We start from the raw sequence: 18,275 nt of genomic DNA, 5'->3' as shown, positions 1-18,275 counted from the left end.
CCGCATCGTAAAATCTCTCTCGCCGCTCTTCATCGAGGGGAACTCGAGTAATCAGTCAGCCGGAGCAAAATCCGGGCTGGCCTGACCAATAGTGGCGCCGAATTCGGCACCAGCTTCTAACAGCATCTCCTGCAGGTAGATGCCTGATGAGCGCTCCACATGAAGAATGAAGCTCGGCTCACCGCCGACATCATCACGGATCACGTCGGTCGTCACCGCTGCAACGGAGGTTCGTGCAGCCGCATGATTCGGAAAGAGCCGGTCGTCATAGTTGAAGGCAGAGACGCGACGCATCAGCTCCAGCGCGTTCTTCCCACTGACCCTGATCATCGCCCGACCGTTGGACAGGTCCACATGGCGAGTTCCTGGTACTTCCTCCGGAGCGCCAGCACCTGCGGACTCAATCACCATCCATTCCCCCGGCCCGGATCCAACCACCAAAGTGTTGCCAGTCCACTTAGCCTCCCCGTACGGGACGCCGAGGTCAGCGCTCTGACCGCTCACCTGCCGGTACTGGGTCTTCTTGGTCATGGACAGATCCGTGATCAACAAGTCGCCGCTGGTGGCACCTTGCTGGTATTCACGTCCATCAATCACTTGGGTGGGAGCTCCCCGAAGCGGGGTTCGCGCGATGGGTTCTGCCACCTTGTAAGTTGCATTAGACACGTCCGCGGACTCCTTCTGGATCAAAGTGGGATAGTTCTTCACAGACACGACCGATAATGATCGAGCCGTCGGGCTGCAGGATCCTCAGCTGGGTGCCAGGAACAGCCATGTCAGTGCGCAGCTGCGCCAAGCAGATGGACCGACCCAGAGACGGCGAGTGTCTGGAGGAGGTAATCCGCCCCAAGATGTTCGTCTGGTCATCAATGATTTGTGCCGCTTCCACTGGCAATTCATCACCGTTGACCGGTTGCACTGCCACCAGTTGAGAGACCGGCCCGTCTTCCTTCTGCCACCGCAGTTCCGGCAGGCCACGGAAGTCGTCCTTGTCCAGCTTGATCGCCCAGTCCAGACCAGCCGAGAAGCCTTGCGTCAGACCGTCGGTGTCCTGGCCAACGATCAGGTGGCCCTTCTCCAAGCGCAGAATTCGCTGAGCTTCAATACCGAAGGGTGCGATGCCCAGGTCCTGGCCGACCTCCAACAAGGTTTCCCACACGTGCAGACCATATTCGGCCGGGACATGCAGCTCGTAGGAGAGCTCACCTGTGAAACCGATGCGCCAGAGGACAACATCCTTGACTCCGGCCACGGTGCCACGGCGGACATTCATGTATGGGAACGCTTCCGGATCAAAATCGACATCGGAGATGCGTTCCAGCAGTTCACGGGATTTTGGACCTGCCACGTTGATGGACGCTAGGGAGGTCGTCATTGGGGTGCACGTGACATCCCATTCCGGATGTTCGACTTGCAGAACTTCTTCAACGACTTCCCAGACCGAAGCTGCCCCACCAGAGGTCGTGGTCATCAGGTAGTGGTCCTCGCCCAGATGCCCGGTCACACCGTCGTCAAAGACGACGCCGTCTTCACTACACATCACGCCGTAGCGAACACCGCCGATCGGCAGCTTGCGCCACTTGTTCGTGTAGAGGAATTCGAGCAGGTCTGGAACATTCTTGCCCTTGAGCTCGAGCTTGCCCAGCGGGGTGACATCGATAATGCCGACGTTCTCGCGAACGTTCCGCACTTCCCCTTCGGGGTTGCCGTAGTGCTCGGGACGAATCCAGGCGCCAGCCACCAATGGTTGGGCGCCATGGGCTTCGTGCCAGGACTGCATTGGCGAGTACCGCACCGGGTCCATGTTCCGGCCGGCCAACGCACCGAGTGTGGTCGGTGCGTAAGGTGGCCGCCAAACCGTGGTGCCGGTTTCGTTCATGGTCCGTCCGGTTGCTTCGGCGATCACGGCAACTGCGTTGATGACCTCAAGCTTGCCCTGCAGCGGCCCCATCGTAGTGGTCGTGTACCGCTTGGCCAGTTCCGTCAGACTATAGCCTTCACCAATGGCGGTGAAGATGTCATCGGATTGGACGTCCTCAGAGTAGTCCACAAAACCATGGGTGGTGGACCGGTAGATCTCCGGATGCGGGTTCCGCGGCAGCGGAGCCACCGGCTCTGCCTTGGGTTGTTGCGCCAGTTGCTGGCCGGCCTCACGTACCGAGGCGATCGGGCTGGCCGATTGCCAGACGGAGAGGATCTCGGCGGCCTTGGCGGCGGCGTGCTTACCTGTTGCTTCTGCGTGGGCCTGAAGCTGCTCGTCGGTGCCATCGCCGGCGATACCACCGGTTGCCACAACGTCTTCGGGCAGATCATCGGCCGGGAAGAAGCGTGCGGCGGTGGTGTCGTAGACCGGCTTGTCTCCTGCCATGTTGAGCAGGGACGTCGGTGCGGTCCAGCCAATCGAGGTGATGAGCAGGTCCGCATCGATGACACGGTTGTCGCCCAGTTCGACGCGTTCGACTTTGCCCTTTCCGTGCGCTTCGCGGATGAACTCGCCTTTACGTCCATCGACGACGGCTGCGATCTCAACACCGGCAGCACGCAGCTCCTCGATGCCTTCATCGCCGTGTTCGTTAGCGGTAAAGACCACTGCACGGTTGCCGGGTTTGACGCCGTAACGGTTCAGCAGGCGGCGCGCGCCAGTCATGAGCATGACGCCTGGCTTGTCGTTGCCCTTGAAGATGTACGGTCGTTCGATCAGGCCGGCGGCGACAACGAGCACCTGCGCGCGCGTCTTGATGAGTCGCTCAGAACCGTCCGGATAGCGGACGATCACACCGAACCAGTTCCCGTCGTAACGGGCGATGACGACCGAGTTCTCGTGGACCTCAATATTGGGATGGTTACGCACCCGCTCGGCCAGCTCGGTTCGCTCGGCAGATTTGCCGGAGGTGAACAGCCAGTGGCCGCCCAGTTCGGTGTCCTCGTCGACCAACATGACTTTGGCTCCGGCGTCGGCTGCCGCGAGCGCGCTCCACATGCCAGCCGGACCACCGCCGGCCACCAGCACATCCGGGTTGGCGTAAGTTTTGTCCTTGGCCACCTTAGGGGTGTTGGTGTCGACCTTGCCGGCGTGCACGAACTGCTGCAGAACCTTGTCGTAGGTTGGCCACAACTTCTGCGGCTTCATGAAGGTCTTGTAGTAGAAGCCTGGCGCGAGGAAACGGCCAATAATCTGGTTGACCGCTTTGACGTCGTACTTCAGCGACGGCCAAACGTTCAGGGAGGTTACTGCATCCCCGTGGCGTACCAGACGGTGTCCGGCACGAACGTTGGGTTCGTCCCCGAGTTGGACCATGAGGTTTGGATCCACCCAGCCGGCGGTCATGATGCCGCGTGGGGCGTGGAACTTCATGCTGCGGGAAAAGACTTGGACCCCGTTGGCGGCTAGGGCCGACGCGATTGTGTCACCTTCATAGCCGGAGAAAGTCTTGCCGTTAAAGGTGAAGGTCAGAGGCCGGGTACGGTCAATGGTTTCCCCGGGCTGGGCTCCGATGCGTGTTGAGTTGCCGATCATGGTTTAGACATCTCCTGCCGCGGTCTCGCCGGTTTCAGGGGCTGAGTCTGCTTCGTCAATCTTGTAGACGTCGTAGACCTCATTGGTATTGGTGTCGCGTTCCGCGATGAAGAACTTGCGTGAACCATTGCGGTGGAACCACATTTCTTGGACCCGACCGGATTTCGCCCGGCGGTTGTACAAGTAGGCACGCCACTCCGCACGGGTAGCCGTCTTGGGGTCAGGGCGTTCGAGCACCTCGCCCTGCCAGACGAACTCGCTGACATTGCGGAAGCCAGAGTAAGGGCATTGCAACAAAATCATTTTCTTTTAATCCTTCCCAGCTTTAGTGGCCGACCGAAGCCGCGCCCTTTTCACCAACGAGTCGGCCATCAGCAAAGCGTTCCACACCGAATGGCGCGATAATTTCAGGCATGCGACCGTGCGCGATCAGCTCTGCCATGGCTTCACCGGAAACGGGGCCGGCTTTGAAGCCGTACGTGCCCCAGCCGATATCAACGTGGTAGCCCTCAATCTCAGTAGGGCCCATGATTGGCGAGTAGTCCGGGGTCATGTCACACAGACCGGACCACTGGCGCATCAACCGCATTTTCGACAGCCCTGGCATCAGCGTCAGGACGTTCTTGGCCAATCCTTCAATGAAGTCCAGCGAGCCGCGCATGGAGTACTGCGCGAATGGGTCCATCGAAGCGCCGAAGACCAACTCGCCGCGGGAGGTCTGAGAAACGTAGACGTGCAACGAACCAGAGACCACCACAGAAGACAGGAACGGTTTGACCGGTTCGGTAACGGCTGCCTGTAGCGGGGAGACCACCACCGGCATGTCGATGCCGACCATTTGGTTGATCAGCGGTGACCAACCTGCGGTGCAGTTCACGGCGGTACCGGTCTTGATGTCACCCTTGCTGGTGCGCACGCCGGTGACCCGACCGTGTTCCACATCGATTCCAGTGACTTCGGTGTTCTGGATGATGTCGATGCCATAGAGCGAGGCACCGCGGGCATACCCCCACACCACAGCGTCGTGGCGGATGGTGCCTCCAGGCGGGTGGTAGAGCGCTCCCAAGATGGGGTAACGAGTCTGTGCCGAGGTATCCATCATGGGCACAAGTTCCTTGATCTCATCCGGACCAATGACCTCGGAGTCAACGCCTTGAACCTTGTTGACCTCTGCGCGCCAACGCATGGTGCGCAGCGAGGAGTCGTTGTGGGCCAGGGTCAAGTGCCCCATTTGGGCGAACATGATGTTGAAGTTCAGCTCGGTGGAAAGGTTCTCGTACAACTTCACCGAACGGTCGTAGAAGGCGACACCTTCCGGAGTGAGGTAGTTGGAGCGGGCAATGGCGGTGTTACGTCCGGAGCCACCGCCACCAATGTAGGACTTCTCAATGACTGCAACATTGGTAATGCCATGACGAGAAGCGAGGTAGTACGCGGTAGCGAGTCCGTGAATACCGCCACCGATGATGACCACGTCGTACTGCTTCTTGAGATCTGGTTCAGTCCAGTTCTTTTTCCACGAAGACTGTGGTTTCAGTCCCTGATAGAAGAGGGACGCCGCCGAGTAGCCAGAGATTTTTTTCTGTGGCTTATCGTTGCTAAACGATGCTTTTGAACGCATGAGCTCTCCTGTGCTTGGCGCTATATGCTGGCCACTCTAGGACACAAAAAATGCCCCGTCTAGAGTTTTTAAATTTTCGACTTTAAGACGGAGATGCGCCGAAAGTGATTCATGCCACCAACTTCCGCGAAATGACGCAGGTCACACCGACCTAAACTCGCTTCAAGCTGAAGAGAAGTAATGTTCACGAGACCTTAACTCTTGTAATCCCGCGTATTCTCGGCAAAGATTGGCTGAAATCGCGCTTCATCTATTCCTTGACATTAGGCTTAGAAGCGTGTGAGATTGCGGTAATACCAGCTGCGTATTTCAAACAATAGCTACCAATCGGGACTTTAAGATTGCGTTCGAAATGCGAACGCAGATTGGGCCCGGCTAGGTTAGCAGGGAGGTGTACCTAACTATGTGCGGAATTGTCGGTTTGCATCTAAAAAACCCGGCACTGCAGAGCCGAATCGGCGAGTTGGTGTATCCGATGATGGATTGCATGGCTAGTCGCGGACAGGACTCCGCTGGCCTAGTCATCTTTTCCGATGGGATTCCGGACGGCAAGTACCGGTATTCCATTCGTGTCACGGAAGACCAACTGCCCCAAGCAGACGTTAAGAAGATCGTCGACAGCCTTCAGCAAGAGCTGGCGAAGGCGCTGAACACCGAGGTCGAGGTCGAACGAGTTCGTCCCGACGGCGGTGTCTTTGTCACTACCAACGATGTTGACGCCGTCCAGGCAGAGCTGTTCAACATCGTTCCTGATGCCTCCCTCGTGGGGTATGGCCAGCACATGGAAATCCTCAAGGATGTTGGTTCTCCGGCCGACGTGTGCAACCGTTTCGAGGTCCGTGACCGCTCCGGCTACCAGGCCATCGGACACACCCGCATGGCGACCGAGTCCGCCGTGACCATCGAACACTCCCACCCGTTCGCTCCGAACTCGGATCTTGCGGTGGTTCACAACGGCACCTTCTCCAACCCGTTCATGGTTCGTCGTGAACTGGCCGAGCAAGGTATCTACACCGTCACCGATAATGACACCGAAGTGGCTGCACGCCTGATCGGCCGTGAATTGGCTGCCGGTAAGCAGATGGCAGAAGCCCTCACCACCGTGACTACCACCATGGACGGGTTCTACACCCTTCTGGTCGGTACCGCTGACGAGTTCGCCGTGGTGCGTGACTCCTTTGCCTGTAAGCCACTTGTGGTGGCAGAAACCGATGACTACGTCGCTGTCGCCAGCGAATACGTGGCCATGGTCGATCTACCTAATATCAATGACGCTCAGATTTACGAGCCCAAGCCGGAGGAGCTGTACATATGGAAGTCAAATCAGGACAGCAGCGACAAACCAGTAGTGACCAGCTTGTCCTAGACCTCAATGAGATCACCCTCCGGGAACTGAACAACCGGTTGCGTGAGCTCGAGGATGGCGCCAACGTCACCATTGAGAACCCACGTGGTCAGCACAGCATCTGTGTTGGCCAACTGAAGCGTCTGAACGTCACCGTCAACGGGCACGCCGGCTACTTCCTGGGTGGTCTGTGCGATGGCCCCGACATCACCGTGAACGGCTCCGTCGGTGTCGCCTGCGGCGAGAACCTGATGCGCGGAACCATCCGTGTCCACGGCAACGCCTCCTCAAACGGCGGCGCCTCGGCCCACGGTGGCACCATCATCATCGACGGTGACGCTTCCTCCCGTACCGGAATCTCCCTGAAGGGCGGCACCATCGCAGTCGCCGGCGACATCGGCCACATGAGCGCCTTCATGGCTCAGGCCGGAACCATCCTGGTGGGTGGCAACGCCGGTTACGCCCTGGGTGACTCCCTCTACGAAGCCGTCATTTACGTCCAAGGTTCCATTGACTCCTTCGGTGCAGACGCACGCGAAGAAGACATGACCGAAGACGATGTGGCCAAGGTTCGCGAACTTGTTGAGCTCACCGGTTTCGATCACATCGACCCGGAAAACGTCAAACGAGTTGCCTCTGCGAAGACGCTCTACCACTTTGACGCTCTGAAAGGGCAAGAATACTGATGAAGCCTATCGACAAGAACGAACATCCAGCCGTCGATCGGACGCACCTAGCCGAAAACCACACCTGGCAGCCGGAGATGATCTCCTACGTCCAGGACATGGCTCGTACCGGTCTGTACGAGATCCGTGGTGGTGGCGGCAAGCGCAAGGTGCCCAGCTTCGACGACTTGTCTTTCCTCGCTGCAGCGGCCTCCCGCTACCCGCTGGAAGGCTACCGCGAGAAGTGCACCACCGAGACCGTGTTGGGTACCCGGTTCGCCGAGAACCCGATCAAGCTCGACATCCCGGTCACCATCGCGGGGATGAGCTTCGGTGCCCTCTCGGCACAGGCTAAGGAAGCTCTTGGCCGCGCAGCCACCCACGTGGGTACCTCCACCACCACCGGTGACGGCGGTATGACGGAAGAAGAGCGCCAGGCTTCCAAGCTACTGGTCTACCAGCTGCTGCCATCGCGTTACGGTTTCAACCCACGCGACGTCCAGCGTGCCGACGCCATCGAAGTTGTCATCAACCAGGGTGCCAAGCCTGGTGGTGGCGGTATGTTGCTCGGCCAGAAGGTCTCCGAACGTGTCGCTAAGATGCGGACCCTGCCACCGGGCATTGACCAGCGCTCCTCGTCCCGTCACCCAGACTGGACCGGCCCGGATGATCTGACCATCAAGATCGAAGAGCTCCGCGAAGCCACCGGTTGGAAGGTCCCGATCTACGTGAAGATCGGCGCCACCCGTGTGCTCAATGACGTCAAGCTGGCCATCAACGCCGGCGCCGATGTCGTCGTGGTAGACGGCATGGTCGGCGGTACGGCCGCCACCCAGGACGTCTACATGGAGCACACCGGTATCCCAACCCTGGCTGCCGTCCGTTTGGCCCGCCAAGCCATCTCCGAAATGGGCATGGATGGCGAGGTCCAGCTGATGGTCTCCGGTGGTCTACGGACCGGCGCCGACGTGGCCAAGGCCCTAGCCTTGGGCGCGGACTGTGTGTCCCTGGGTATGGCTGTGTTGATCGCGATGGGCATGAACTCCAAGACCTTGGAAATGGACGGTCAGCTCTATGACCTCTCCGACGAGTACGAGGCTCTGGGCACCACCGCCGATCACTACCACCACCTGCACACTGGTCTTTGCCCAGCCGGCATTGCCACGCAGGATCCTGAACTCTCCAAACGCCTAGACGTGGATACCGCCGCGCGCCGGGTCATCAACTACCTGAACGCTCTGGTGATGGAGCTGACCACCTTGGCTCGCGCCTGTGGTAAGTCCAGCGTCCACAACCTAGAACCAGAAGATCTGGTGGCACTGACCATCGAGTCGGCTGCCATGGCCAAGGTTCCGCTCGCCGGAACCGATTGGATCCCCGGACAGAGCTTCTAAACCCCGATTAGCCGCAAAGTAATCCACAAAGAAAATAGGTGGGATAAAATGCCAATCCAACAACCGCAAACCGTCGAGGAAGTCAAAAAACTCTGTGAAGAGAAGGGCATCGAGTTCATCTTTGCCTCCTTCTCGGAAATCAAGGGTAAATCCAACGCCAAGCTCGTTCCAGCCGAACACGTAGAAGATCTGTTCGCCGAAGGCGCCGGTGCTGCCGGTTTTGCCGCCGGTGACATCGGTCAAGGCCCCCACAGCCCGGATGTGGTGACCCTGCCGGACCCGAAGACCTTCCGCGTTGTTCCCTGGAAGAAAAACCTCGGGCACGTGATTGGCAACGCCTACGTCAATGGTGAGCCGTGGCCATTCTGTCCACGAACCATCCTGCAGCGTCAGGTGGAGCGCGCCCGGGAAATGGGCTTTGACTTCCGGTTGGGCTTCGAAGCCGAGTTCATGCTCGTGAACTTCGACGAAGACGGAAACCTGCAAGTGGCGGACGAACACGACAACTGGGCACGGCCCTGCTATGACGTGAAGTCCCTCTCCCGCAACTACGAGTTCGCGACCCGACTCTCCAAGTACGTCACCGAACTCGGGTGGGAAAACTACGCGGTTGACCACGAAGACGGCAACGGCCAGTTCGAATGCAACGTCACCTACGCTGACGCTGTCGAATCCGCCGACCGCGCCATCTTCTTCCGGTACATGGTCGATATGCTCGCCCGTGAACACGGCGCCCTGGCAACCTTCATGCCGAAGCCGTTCACGGACAACACCGGTAACGGTATGCACTTCACCATGAGCCTGTGGGACATGGAGAATGACATCAACCTCTTCGAAGCCCAAGACGGCGAAGAAGACCCACGTGGCTTCGGGCTTAGCGATGTGGCCTACCACTTCATCGCCGGCCTGCTGGAGCACGCACGCGGCTACGCGGCGTTCGCGGCACCCACCGTGAACTCCTACAAGCGCCTGAAACCAGGTACCGAAACCATTCGTACTTGGGTCCCAGTGGCCCGGACCTGGGGCGGCAACAACCGCACCCAGATGATCCGTATCGCCCGTAATGGCGCCATCGAAGACCGGACCCCGGACTTCTCCGGCAGCCCATACTTGGCGATGGCCGCAGCATTGGCTGCCGGCCTCGACGGTATCGAACGCAAACTGGATCCAGGTCCGATCAACGAGAAGAACCTGTACGACTTCTCCCCATCGCAGCTGCGCGAACGCGGTATCAAGTTGCTGCCGGGCTCCCTCTGGGAAGCTTGCCACTACTTGGGCAAGGACGACGTGCTGCGTGAGGCGTTCGGCAAGGTTCCAAAGGATGGCCCAGAAGGTGAACCTTCAGACGCAACTGAAGACTTCATCGACTACTACATCCGCGTGAAGAACGACGAGTTCCACGAGGTCACCGATGAGGTATCCCCGATCGAGATCGAGCGTTACCTGCTCTTCCCGTAAGGGACTCTACAGACTGGCCCGAGCCTAAGGCGGGCTAGACCCAACACAATGCCTCCGGTATTGGCATCACGCCAAGATCGGAGGCATTGTTGTGTTAAGAACACTTCTAGGAGGGACACCCATGGGCACCCAACTCCCCCACCTTAACTTCGACGGCATTGGGCGGGTCCTCTGCGTTGTCGCCCACCCCGATGACATGGAGTACGGTGCCTCCGCCGCGGTGGCCGAACTCACCGATGCCGGAGTAGAAGTTCACTACCTGCTGATCACCGCAGGCGAGGCCGGCATCCGCGAGATGAAACCAGCCGAAACAGTCGCGTTGCGCCGCGACGAACAGCAAGAAGCCTGCGCCGTGGTGGGCGTCAACGATCTTGAGATTCTGGACTTCCCTGACGGACTGGTGGAAAACAACCTCGAGCTGCGTCAGGCGATCGCCGAGCACATCCGCAAGGTCCGCCCCGATGTCGTCATCACCATGACCTGGGAACTGACCGTCGGGTGGGGGTTGAACCACGCCGATCACCGCAACGTGGGGCTGGCGACCGTGGACGCCATCCGGGACGCGGACAACCCGTGGTTGTTTACCGAGCTCGCCGATGCAGGCTTAGCCCCATGGTCGACAAAACAGTTGTGGGTCACCGCCCACAATGAGCCCAATGCGGCTGTGCGGGTCGGTGAGAAAGCCAAGGACCGGGCGGTGCAGTCATTGGCGGCACACAAAATCTACCTAGAGTCCCTGCCAGATCACATGGCACCGGAAAAGTTCATCCCGGAAATCCTGCGCGGTGGAGGCGAGGCAGCCGGCACCGAATATGCTGCCCCGTTCCGGCGCTACGAGTTTTAGCGGTGCAAGCATCCACCACCGGCTGCTCTTAAACGACTCGTGCCCCGCACACACCGGTAACGCTGAACCGGTGTGTGCGGGGCACAAGCTTGTTTTAGGGGTGGTGGCTACACCATGACGGGTTGTTCTAGACCGAAGTGAGAGCGCAACGTTTTGCCCTCATATTCGGTGCGGAACAGGCCCCGCTTTTGCAGGATCGGGATGACGTGGTCGATGAAGTCTTCCAACGAATTCGGCAACATCGGCGGCATCAGGTTAAACCCGTCGGCGCCCTCGTTGCGGAACCACGTTTCGATCTCATCGGCCACCTGTTCCGGGGTGCCGATCATGGTGCAGTGTCCGCCACCGGCAGCCAGCCGGCCTAGGACTTGGCGCACCAGCGGTCGTTTGCCGTCCACCGTGTCCACTTCGATCATGCGCAGGATGGTGCCGTACCGTCCTTTCGGAACGGTGACCTCCTCCAAGCTCGGCAGGTCCGGGATGGGCGCGTCCACGTCCCAGTCCGAGCAGTCCTGCCCAATGAACAGACCGAGTTCACGTAGGGAATGCTGGACCGGTAGTAACGCATCCAGTTCGGCCTTCTTCGCCCGTGCCTCGGCCTCGGTAGACCCGATGTAGGTGACCAGGCCGGGCAGGATTGCGGTGGCGTCCGGGTTGCGTCCAGCTTTGGCTATCCGGGACTTCACATCTCGGTAGTAGTCTTGGCCCGCCTTCAGGTCGAAGGCCACCGCGTAGATGGCCTCAGCCCACTGGGCCGCCAAGTTCCTGCCGTCCTCGGAGGCGCCGGCCTGAATAAGCACCGGTTTGCCTTGCGGGGAGCGTGGCACGGTCAAGGGTCCGTCCACCAGGAAGTGTTCACCCTGATGGTTGATCGGGCGAACCTTGTCCGGATCAGCCCACAGCCCCTGGCGGTCGGCGACAATGGCGTCATCGGCCCACGAGTCCCACAGTCCCGTCATGACCTGTATGAACTCCTCGGCCCGGGCATACCGCTCCGCGGCGGCTGGCATGGCCTCGCGGTTATGGTTGCGCGCTTCCGCGTCCCACATGCTGGTCACCACGTTGATGCCCACCCGACCACCGGAAATGTGGTCTAGGGATGCGGCAAACCGCGCGGCATGAAACGGGGTGTAGAACGTGGAGGAGACGGTGGAGATCAGCCCGATGTTCTCCGTGACCGCCGCGATGGCAGACAACGTGGTGAGAGGTTCAAGGAACCACCGGGCCCCCTGTGCCACCGGAGGGACCGAGTGACCGTCAGCGAAGAAGACTGCATCGAGCAGACCCCGTTCGCTGATCTTGGCCAGTTCCTGGTAGTAGCTGATGTCTCCGAGTCGTTCGAGCGCGGAGTCCGGGTGCCGCCATGCCGCCGAGTGGTGTCCGGCGGTGAACAGGAACAGGTTGAAATGGAGTTTGGGTTCCTGATCCATCGGTTAGTCCATGACCAAACCGCCGTCAACGACCAAGTTCTGGCCGGTGACTGAGCGTGACCATGGGGAGGCGAAGAACAGGATCGCGTCCGCGAATTCAGCCGGGGTGGTGACCGAGCGCAGCGGGGTGCCGGAGGCGATGAAGTCGAAGACTTCTTCCGGGGTGGCCGCGGAGGCATCGGTGGTGCGCAGCAGGCCACCGGAGAGCATGTTGACGGTGATGTTCTTCGGACCCAAATCGTGGGCGAAGGTGCGGGTCAACGACAGCAGCGCGGCCTTGGAGGCGGTGTAGTCGTGGTAGGGCACCACCGGGTGCTGGAACAGGTTGGTGCCGATGTTGATGATGCGGCCGGAACCGAGTTCCTCGAAACCAGCGAGGGCTGCCTGGGTGGTGTTGACCGCGCCGCGAACGTTGCCTTCAAACTGACCGGTGAAACGGGACCAGTCGATCTCGTCGGCCTTGGGGCGGGCGTCGCCGTCGAAGGAGAAGGAGGCTAGTGCGTTGTTCACCACGGTGGAGATCGGTGCGGAGAAGAACTCTTTGGCGGTGTCAAAGATGTTCTTCACGGCGGCCGGATCAGTCACATCACCTTGGATGGCGATGGCCGAGTTTGCGGCACGCTCGTTGGCCTCGTTCGCGAGCGCTTCTGCGGCTTCGCGGGAGTTCAGGTAGTTGATGACGACCTTGGCACCTTCGCGCAAGAATGCTTCGGTGACGGCTTTGCCGAGTCCGCGTGCGCCCCCGGTAACGAGGACGATTTGCTGGTTCAACGCCGGGGCTTGGTGATCTGCCATGGATGCCTTTCTGCGATGGCAGAAGGGAGTGATGAGACATTCCCTTCGCCAGTGTTATCTGGATCAGGTTCGACGGGTGTTCTCTCAGCCCCGCACCGTGTGGGGGCACCCCGTGTCACAATTCACAAGCGTAGCAAAGAACTACGCAATGGCAGATTCGTGCGCTTTACTTGGGCGTTTTGGTGCCGCGTCCGCCCAACGCCCGGGACTCGTCGCCGTGGGCGCGCAGGATCGGACGAAGTTCCTTCGGCAGGGAGAAAATGATGTCTTCCTCGGCGGTGACAATCTCCTCAATTTCTCCGTAACCGTAGTCGGCCAGCAGGCGCAGGACCTCTTGGACGAGGACCTCTGGGACCGAGGCACCCGAGGAGACGCCAACGGTGGCGACGCCTTCGAACCAGGCCTCATCGACCTCGCGGGCGAAGTCAACCAGTTTGGCATTCTTGGCCCCGTATTCCAGTGCGACCTCGACCAGCCGGACCGAGTTTGAGGAGTTCGTGGAACCGACCACGAGCACCAGATCAGCCTGCGGGGCGACCTTTTTGATCGCGTGCTGACGGTTGGAGGTGGCGTAGCAAATATCGTCCGATGGCGGGTTTTCTAGGTGTGGGAACCGCTCACGCAGCAGCCGGACGGTTTCCAACGTCTCGTCCACGGACAGCGTGGTTTGGGACAGCCAGATCAGCTTCTCGTGCTCTGGCACCACCAGATCGGCGACTTCTTCCGGTCCGTTGACGATGGTGGTCACTTCCGGGGCTTCCCCGTAGGTGCCTTCTACCTCTTCGTGGCCTTCGTGACCGATCAGCAGAATCCGGTAGCCATTCTTGGCGAAGCGGACCGCTTCCCGGTGCACCTTGGTGACCAGCGGGCAGGTCGCATCGATGGTCTCAAGATCCCGGTCCTTGGCGGACTGCACCACGGCCGGTGAAACACCGTGGGCGGAGAACACCAACAGTGAGCCCTCGGGGACCTCATCGGTTTCTTCTACGAAGATCGCGCCGCGTTCTTCGAGGGTTTCCACCACGTGCCGGTTGTGCACGATCTGCTTGCGGACATAGATCGGTGGGCCGTAGTGCTCGAGGGCTTTTTCAACGGCGATGACGGCGCGGTCGACGCCGGCGCAGTAACCGCGCGGAGCGGCCAGCAAAACTTTTTTCTCCCCGTGGACGGGAGCGGCAGCTTCCACCTCTTCACGGGAGCGACGCACCCGCGGCATGGATGGCATGGGCATCGAAACAGGCTTGGAGGAAACATGAGTGGACATGTCCCCTAGTCTATCGAACTTGCCGCACATCTTCGCCCCGGGCCTTGAGCTAGCACGGGGGTGGGAGCCGCTACAGTGGAGACCATGGCAACTGTCTTGAACCAACCAGACTCACCGATGCCACTGGGCCAGTACATGGCCGGGCTGAAGCAATTGCTCTCCGGTGCACCCCATATTTGGGTTGAGGGTGAGCTGATCGAGTTCAAGGAAATCCGTGGCAACGTCTACGGCACCATCCGGGACCTGAATCAAGACGTGTCCATGTCCGTGACCGTGTGGCGCTCGGTTGCCGCGAAGCTCTCCCCTGGCATCGATGTCGGCGCCCGGGTTACCGCACTGGTGAACCCGCAGCTCTACGAAAAAAACGGTCGACTGTCACTGAACATCCAGCAGATGAACCCGGTCGGTATCGGAGATCTGCTCGCCCGGGTAGAGATGCTGCGCAAAGCGCTTTTTGCCGAAGGTCTCTTCGCCCCGGAACGCAAACGTCCCTTGCCGAAGCTTCCGGCCTGCATCGGGCTCATCGCGGGCAAGGATTCCGACGCCCAAAAGGATGTCATGCGCAATGCGACCCTGCGTTGGCCGGCCGCACGGTTCAAGCTGATTGAGACCCAGGTTCAGGGTCCCCAAGCGCCCGCCGCGGTGACCCGCGCGCTCCAAGAACTTGATGCCGACCCGCAGGTGGAGGTCATCGTGATTGCCCGCGGTGGTGGCGCACTCGAAGAAGTCATCCTGCCCTTTAGCGACGAGGCCCTCATCCGGGCGGTAGCCTCCGCCCAGACCCCGATTGTCTCCGCTATCGGGCACGAGGCAGACCGCCCGATCCTAGATGATGTGGCCGATCTGCGGGCCTCAACCCCCACCGATGCTGCCAAGCGCATCGTGCCCGACGCTTCAGAAGAGTTGGCCATGATCGCCGAAGGACGGCAGCGGTTAGCCGCCGGGGTGCAACGGCTCTTAGCCACCGAAGCGGAGCGCCTGGCGGCCTTACGCACCCGGCCGGTGCTGGCCAACCCGCACACCATGGTTCAATTGCGTGCCCAAGAACTCGCTGCCATCCGGGCCCGGGCCTTCCAAGCCGCAGACCGGGCGGTGGCCGCAGGCCACGCTAGGATCGAACACCTGCGTACCCAGGTTCGTTCCTTGTCTCCGCAAAAGACTCTGAACCGGGGCTACGCGGTCGCCCGCACGATTGACGGGCACGTGCTGAAGAACCCGGAACAGGCTCCGGCCGGGACCGCCTTGCAGCTGCTCTTAGCCGACGGCGCGCTCGCCGCGACCTCCGAAGGCACCACCACCTCCGCACTGACCGACGCACAACCCTCCGAGTCGAAAGGTACCGACCAAGCATGACGGACCAGCCCAACCAACCAGACCAGACCGCCTTTGCCACGGCAGACACCTCAGATATTGGCCAACTCAGTTACGAGGCCGCCATCCAGGAACTGGTCAACATCGTCAACCGTCTCGAGGCCGGCCAAACCTCACTGGAGGAATCCTTGGCCCTTTGGGAACGCGGCGAGGCCTTGGCCAACCGCTGTGAATCGTGGCTCAACGGGGCCCAGCAACGGTTGGATCAGGTCCGTGCCCAGGTTCAAGGCGACAGCGGCGCCGACGCCACCGGTCAAAACTAGAGGACGCGGCCCTTTTCGCGCACATCGTCCAAGAACTCCCCGATGCGGCCCACCGCTTCGGTCAGAACTTCCACAGACGGTAGGGTCACCAACCGGAAATGGTCCGGGTTCACCCAGTTGAACGCCCGACCGTGGGAGACCAAGATCCGCTGCTCCTTCAGTAGCTGCAGGGCGAAGTTCTCGTCATCCTGAATGTTGTACACCTCGGGGTCAAGCCGCGGGAACAGATACAGGGCCCCCTTGGCCTGATTCACGCTCACGCCAGGAATCTCATTGAGCATGCGGTAGGCGACGTCGCGCTGTTCTCGCAACCGGCCACCGGGCAAGACCAGATCATTGATGGACTGGTAGCCACCCAACGCCGTTTGGATCGCGTGCTGAGCTGGCACATTGGCACACATCCGCATATTAGCCAGCAAGGTCAGGCCCTCCAAGAAGTTCCGGGCCCGATGCTTCGGTCCGGACACGGCCACCCAGCCGGACCGGAAACCAGCCACCCGGTAGGCCTTCGACAACCCGGAGAACGTCAACGTCAGCACATCGTCAGACAATGCCGCAGCATTGATGTGCCGGGCGCCGTCGTAGAGCACCTTTTCGTAGATCTCATCGGCCATCAGCACCAAGTTGTGCCGCCGCGCCACGTCCACGAACCCTTCCAAGGTGGCCCGCGAATAGACCGCACCGGTTGGGTTATTCGGGTTAATCAGCACAATAGCCTTGGTGCGCGGACTGATCTTAGACTCGATGTCCTCTAAGTCAGGGTTCCAGTCATTGTTCTCATCGCACAGATAATGCACCGCGGTGCCACCGGCCAACGTGGTTGCCCCAGTCCAGAGTGGATAATCAGGGGCCGGAATCAAAATTTCATCGCCGTTGTCGACCAAGGCTTGCAGCACCATGCTGATCATCTCGGAGACGCCGTTGCCGATGAACACATCGTTCACCGAGATGTCCATGATGCCCCGAGACTCGTAGTACTGGCTGACGGCGGTCCGGGCCGAATAAATACCTTTGGAGTCCGAGTAGCCTTGCGCCTGCGGCAAGTGGCGGATGATGTCCATCAGGATCGAATCCGGTGCATCGAATCCGAACGGTGCCGGGTTACCGATGTTGAGTTTCAGGATGCGTTGACCGGCTTCTTCCATCCGTTGTGCTTCCTCCATGACAGGGCCGCGCACGTCATAGCGCACGTACTGGAGTTTGCTGGATTGCCTGATCTCTTGCACCTAGTTCTCTTCCGTTAGCAGCCCCTGCCGGTGCAGCCACCACGTGGCGGCCTCGGCCGGGGTCATGGATGGGTCTTCATGGATGTACCGGTACAGGTTGGTCAGTTCCTCGCCGGTAAGTTTTTCGCTGACATGGGCCACGGTCTCAGACAGGGCCGTCAGTTCGGTGTCGGACAACGCGCTGGTTGATAGCAGTGGGCGGTAATTGTCGGCTCGAAGCAGGTAGTCATCGGGCAGGACCGTTGCCATGCCCTTGTCGAAACCGGCCGGGTTCGCGCTATCGAGCAGCACCAGATCCGCGGTTCCGCTCATGCCTTCCCGGAGTGCGGCAACCGGCTCAGTTTCGGTTAGCGTCTGCGGTTCGCAGTCAAAGCCGGCCGCAAGTTCTGCCCGAATCTGGGCGATGGGCATCCTGTTCTGGACGACGGCGTCAAGCTCGTCGCAGACGTCACTGAGTTGTTGCTCAGGCTCTAGTTCCCGTGCCGTCTTCACAAAGGACGCACTCAAAACACGCACGCCTCGGCGGCCCTCGGAGGAACGCGCCGGCTGGATGGTGATGGGCAGCCGGTCAGCCAGTTGTTCGTCCTTCTGCGCGGCGGTGGATGGCCACGGGGACGGGGTCGCTTCGGGTGCCGGGCTGGTCTCTTGGCGTGTCACCGGCACCAGCAGGGTGTTGGGGTCGAGCATGTTCAGCGCTTGGCCGGCGCGCACGACCGCCAGTGAGGTATTTCCCTGCACCAGACGGGTCAGGGTGTCTTTCACTTCACTCTCATTGAAGAATGCTGGGGCCTCATCCTGCTGGTCAGTGCCTTGGCTGTCTTGCCGGTCGACCTTGAAACGTTCCTGTGCATCCACGTATTGCAGGTAGGCCTCGGTCACGGCTGCATCAAGCGGTTCGGCAGGGACGAACACGCTCAGCTCAGTGATCTCCTCCGGGGTGGGGCCCGGCTCAGGATTCTGCGTGCATCCACTCAGGACAACGGTGCCAGCGAGCGCCACCAGCGCGCCGGCGCGCAGCAGCTGAGACCGTGATGCTCGTCGCTGTGCCATCCTTGATTGTCCTTCCCACTTTGCCCCTTTTC

At 60.4% G+C, this 18,275-nt stretch carries 16 protein-coding genes and 1 riboswitch; of the genes, 7 read left to right on the top strand and 9 right to left on the bottom strand.

From position 1 onward, the window contains the following. Window positions 1-51: 51 nt before the first annotated feature. From ACFFFR_RS06105 to ACFFFR_RS06090, 4 genes are read right to left on the bottom strand one after another with little or no spacing between them, the layout of a single operon-like run. Window positions 52-666, bottom strand: coding sequence for a hypothetical protein (locus ACFFFR_RS06105; protein WP_377458747.1), 615 nt, complete (start codon window positions 664-666; stop codon window positions 52-54). Next, on the bottom strand, window positions 659-3,517 hold the full coding sequence (locus ACFFFR_RS06100; protein WP_377458745.1) for a 2Fe-2S iron-sulfur cluster-binding protein: 2,859 nt from the start codon (window positions 3,515-3,517) through the stop codon (window positions 659-661). The genes ACFFFR_RS06105 and ACFFFR_RS06100 overlap by 8 nt, the downstream gene beginning before the upstream one ends. 3 nt (window positions 3,518-3,520) lie before the next feature. Further along, window positions 3,521-3,820 (bottom strand): sarcosine oxidase subunit delta, encoded by a 300-nt coding sequence (locus tag ACFFFR_RS06095; protein WP_377458743.1) that lies wholly within the window; start codon window positions 3,818-3,820, stop codon window positions 3,521-3,523. 22 nt (window positions 3,821-3,842) lie between these two features. Continuing rightward, the gene (locus ACFFFR_RS06090) at window positions 3,843-5,138 is read right to left on the bottom strand and encodes an FAD-dependent oxidoreductase (RefSeq protein WP_377458742.1); all 1,296 of its coding nucleotides are present in this window, start codon (window positions 5,136-5,138) and stop codon (window positions 3,843-3,845) included. A 487-nt stretch (window positions 5,139-5,625) separates the two neighbouring features. Between ACFFFR_RS06090 and ACFFFR_RS06085 the strand changes: the two genes are divergently transcribed. From ACFFFR_RS06085 to ACFFFR_RS06065, 5 genes are all read left to right on the top strand, one after another. Next, a complete protein-coding gene (locus ACFFFR_RS06085) occupies window positions 5,626-6,504 on the top strand; it encodes a class II glutamine amidotransferase domain-containing protein (RefSeq protein WP_377458740.1) in 879 nt (292 codons plus the stop codon). After that, window positions 6,450-7,169, top strand: coding sequence for a GltB/FmdC/FwdC-like GXGXG domain-containing protein (locus ACFFFR_RS06080; protein WP_377458738.1), 720 nt, complete (start codon window positions 6,450-6,452; stop codon window positions 7,167-7,169). Before ACFFFR_RS06085 ends, ACFFFR_RS06080 begins: the two co-directional genes overlap by 55 nt. Next, window positions 7,169-8,542 (top strand): FMN-binding glutamate synthase family protein, encoded by a 1,374-nt coding sequence (locus ACFFFR_RS06075; protein ID WP_377458736.1) that lies wholly within the window; start codon window positions 7,169-7,171, stop codon window positions 8,540-8,542. The genes ACFFFR_RS06080 and ACFFFR_RS06075 overlap by 1 nt, the downstream gene beginning before the upstream one ends. A gap of 48 nt (window positions 8,543-8,590) precedes the next feature. After that, window positions 8,591-10,000: a type III glutamate--ammonia ligase gene (gene glnT / locus ACFFFR_RS06070; protein ID WP_377458734.1), complete on the top strand. Its 1,410-nt coding sequence runs from the start codon at window positions 8,591-8,593 to the stop codon at window positions 9,998-10,000. 121 nt (window positions 10,001-10,121) lie between these two features. Then, on the top strand, window positions 10,122-10,844 hold the full coding sequence (locus tag ACFFFR_RS06065; RefSeq protein WP_377458732.1) for a PIG-L deacetylase family protein: 723 nt from the start codon (window positions 10,122-10,124) through the stop codon (window positions 10,842-10,844). A 107-nt stretch (window positions 10,845-10,951) separates the two neighbouring features. Here the strand turns inward: ACFFFR_RS06065 and ACFFFR_RS06060 are convergent, their stop codons facing one another. The 3 genes from ACFFFR_RS06060 to ACFFFR_RS06050 all read right to left on the bottom strand — a co-directional run bounded on the left by ACFFFR_RS06060 (window position 10,952) and on the right by ACFFFR_RS06050 (window position 14,333). Next, window positions 10,952-12,274 carry an LLM class flavin-dependent oxidoreductase gene (locus ACFFFR_RS06060; RefSeq protein WP_377458730.1) on the bottom strand — a complete coding sequence of 441 codons (1,323 nt, stop codon included), beginning with the start codon at window positions 12,272-12,274 and terminating at the stop codon, window positions 10,952-10,954. A gap of 3 nt (window positions 12,275-12,277) precedes the next feature. Further along, window positions 12,278-13,069, bottom strand: a complete 792-nt coding sequence (locus tag ACFFFR_RS06055) for a 3-oxoacyl-ACP reductase (protein WP_377458729.1) — start codon at window positions 13,067-13,069, stop codon at window positions 12,278-12,280. A gap of 22 nt (window positions 13,070-13,091) precedes the next feature. Beyond that, a riboswitch (TPP riboswitch) is annotated at window positions 13,092-13,192 on the bottom strand. Window positions 13,193-13,235: 43 nt separating this feature from the next. After that, the gene (locus ACFFFR_RS06050) at window positions 13,236-14,333 is read right to left on the bottom strand and encodes a 4-hydroxy-3-methylbut-2-enyl diphosphate reductase (RefSeq protein WP_377458727.1); all 1,098 of its coding nucleotides are present in this window, start codon (window positions 14,331-14,333) and stop codon (window positions 13,236-13,238) included. Window positions 14,334-14,417: 84 nt separating this feature from the next. Between ACFFFR_RS06050 and xseA the strand changes: the two genes are divergently transcribed. Both xseA and ACFFFR_RS06040 read left to right on the top strand, forming a co-directional pair. Continuing rightward, the gene (gene xseA, locus ACFFFR_RS06045) at window positions 14,418-15,686 is read left to right on the top strand and encodes an exodeoxyribonuclease VII large subunit (protein ID WP_377458725.1); all 1,269 of its coding nucleotides are present in this window, start codon (window positions 14,418-14,420) and stop codon (window positions 15,684-15,686) included. After that, window positions 15,683-15,967: an exodeoxyribonuclease VII small subunit gene (locus ACFFFR_RS06040; protein ID WP_377458723.1), complete on the top strand. Its 285-nt coding sequence runs from the start codon at window positions 15,683-15,685 to the stop codon at window positions 15,965-15,967. Before xseA ends, ACFFFR_RS06040 begins: the two co-directional genes overlap by 4 nt. Here ACFFFR_RS06040 and ACFFFR_RS06035 read toward each other — a convergent pair. Together ACFFFR_RS06035 and ACFFFR_RS06030 are read right to left on the bottom strand one after the other, a co-directional pair. Beyond that, window positions 15,964-17,193 carry a pyridoxal phosphate-dependent aminotransferase gene (locus ACFFFR_RS06035; protein ID WP_377458721.1) on the bottom strand — a complete coding sequence of 410 codons (1,230 nt, stop codon included), beginning with the start codon at window positions 17,191-17,193 and terminating at the stop codon, window positions 15,964-15,966. The two genes, ACFFFR_RS06040 and ACFFFR_RS06035, sit on opposite strands and share 4 nt — an antisense overlap. Beyond that, window positions 17,194-18,243, bottom strand: a complete 1,050-nt coding sequence (locus tag ACFFFR_RS06030) for a hypothetical protein (RefSeq protein WP_377458720.1) — start codon at window positions 18,241-18,243, stop codon at window positions 17,194-17,196. Window positions 18,244-18,275: the final 32 nt, after the last annotated feature.

The organism is Micrococcoides hystricis, from assembly GCF_042434215.1.
GTDB classification, from domain to species: Bacteria; Actinomycetota; Actinomycetes; order Actinomycetales; family Micrococcaceae; genus Micrococcoides; species Micrococcoides hystricis.
Note: the sequence above shows the minus strand (reverse complement) of the source record. Positions and strands in the feature narration are given on the sequence as shown.

Bases quoted from the DNA above. Each gene is read 5' to 3' on its own strand.
- ACFFFR_RS06065 (WP_377458732.1), top strand. From the start codon at position 10,122: ATGGGCACCCAACTCCCCCACCTTAACTTCGACGGCATTGGGCGGGTC.
- ACFFFR_RS06060 (WP_377458730.1), bottom strand. From the start codon at position 12,274: ATGGATCAGGAACCCAAACTCCATTTCAACCTGTTCCTGTTCACCGCC.
- ACFFFR_RS06100 (WP_377458745.1), bottom strand. From the start codon at position 3,517: ATGATCGGCAACTCAACACGCATCGGAGCCCAGCCCGGGGAAACCATT.
- ACFFFR_RS06075 (WP_377458736.1), top strand. From the start codon at position 7,169: ATGAAGCCTATCGACAAGAACGAACATCCAGCCGTCGATCGGACGCAC.
- ACFFFR_RS06095 (WP_377458743.1), bottom strand. From the start codon at position 3,820: ATGATTTTGTTGCAATGCCCTTACTCTGGCTTCCGCAATGTCAGCGAG.
- ACFFFR_RS06050 (WP_377458727.1), bottom strand. From the start codon at position 14,333: ATGTCCACTCATGTTTCCTCCAAGCCTGTTTCGATGCCCATGCCATCC.
- ACFFFR_RS06040 (WP_377458723.1), top strand. From the start codon at position 15,683: ATGACGGACCAGCCCAACCAACCAGACCAGACCGCCTTTGCCACGGCA.
- xseA (WP_377458725.1), top strand. From the start codon at position 14,418: ATGGCAACTGTCTTGAACCAACCAGACTCACCGATGCCACTGGGCCAG.
- glnT (WP_377458734.1), top strand. From the start codon at position 8,591: ATGCCAATCCAACAACCGCAAACCGTCGAGGAAGTCAAAAAACTCTGT.
- ACFFFR_RS06030 (WP_377458720.1), bottom strand. From the start codon at position 18,243: ATGGCACAGCGACGAGCATCACGGTCTCAGCTGCTGCGCGCCGGCGCG.
- ACFFFR_RS06085 (WP_377458740.1), top strand. From the start codon at position 5,626: ATGGCTAGTCGCGGACAGGACTCCGCTGGCCTAGTCATCTTTTCCGAT.
- ACFFFR_RS06090 (WP_377458742.1), bottom strand. From the start codon at position 5,138: ATGCGTTCAAAAGCATCGTTTAGCAACGATAAGCCACAGAAAAAAATC.
- ACFFFR_RS06055 (WP_377458729.1), bottom strand. From the start codon at position 13,069: ATGGCAGATCACCAAGCCCCGGCGTTGAACCAGCAAATCGTCCTCGTT.
- ACFFFR_RS06080 (WP_377458738.1), top strand. From the start codon at position 6,450: ATGGAAGTCAAATCAGGACAGCAGCGACAAACCAGTAGTGACCAGCTT.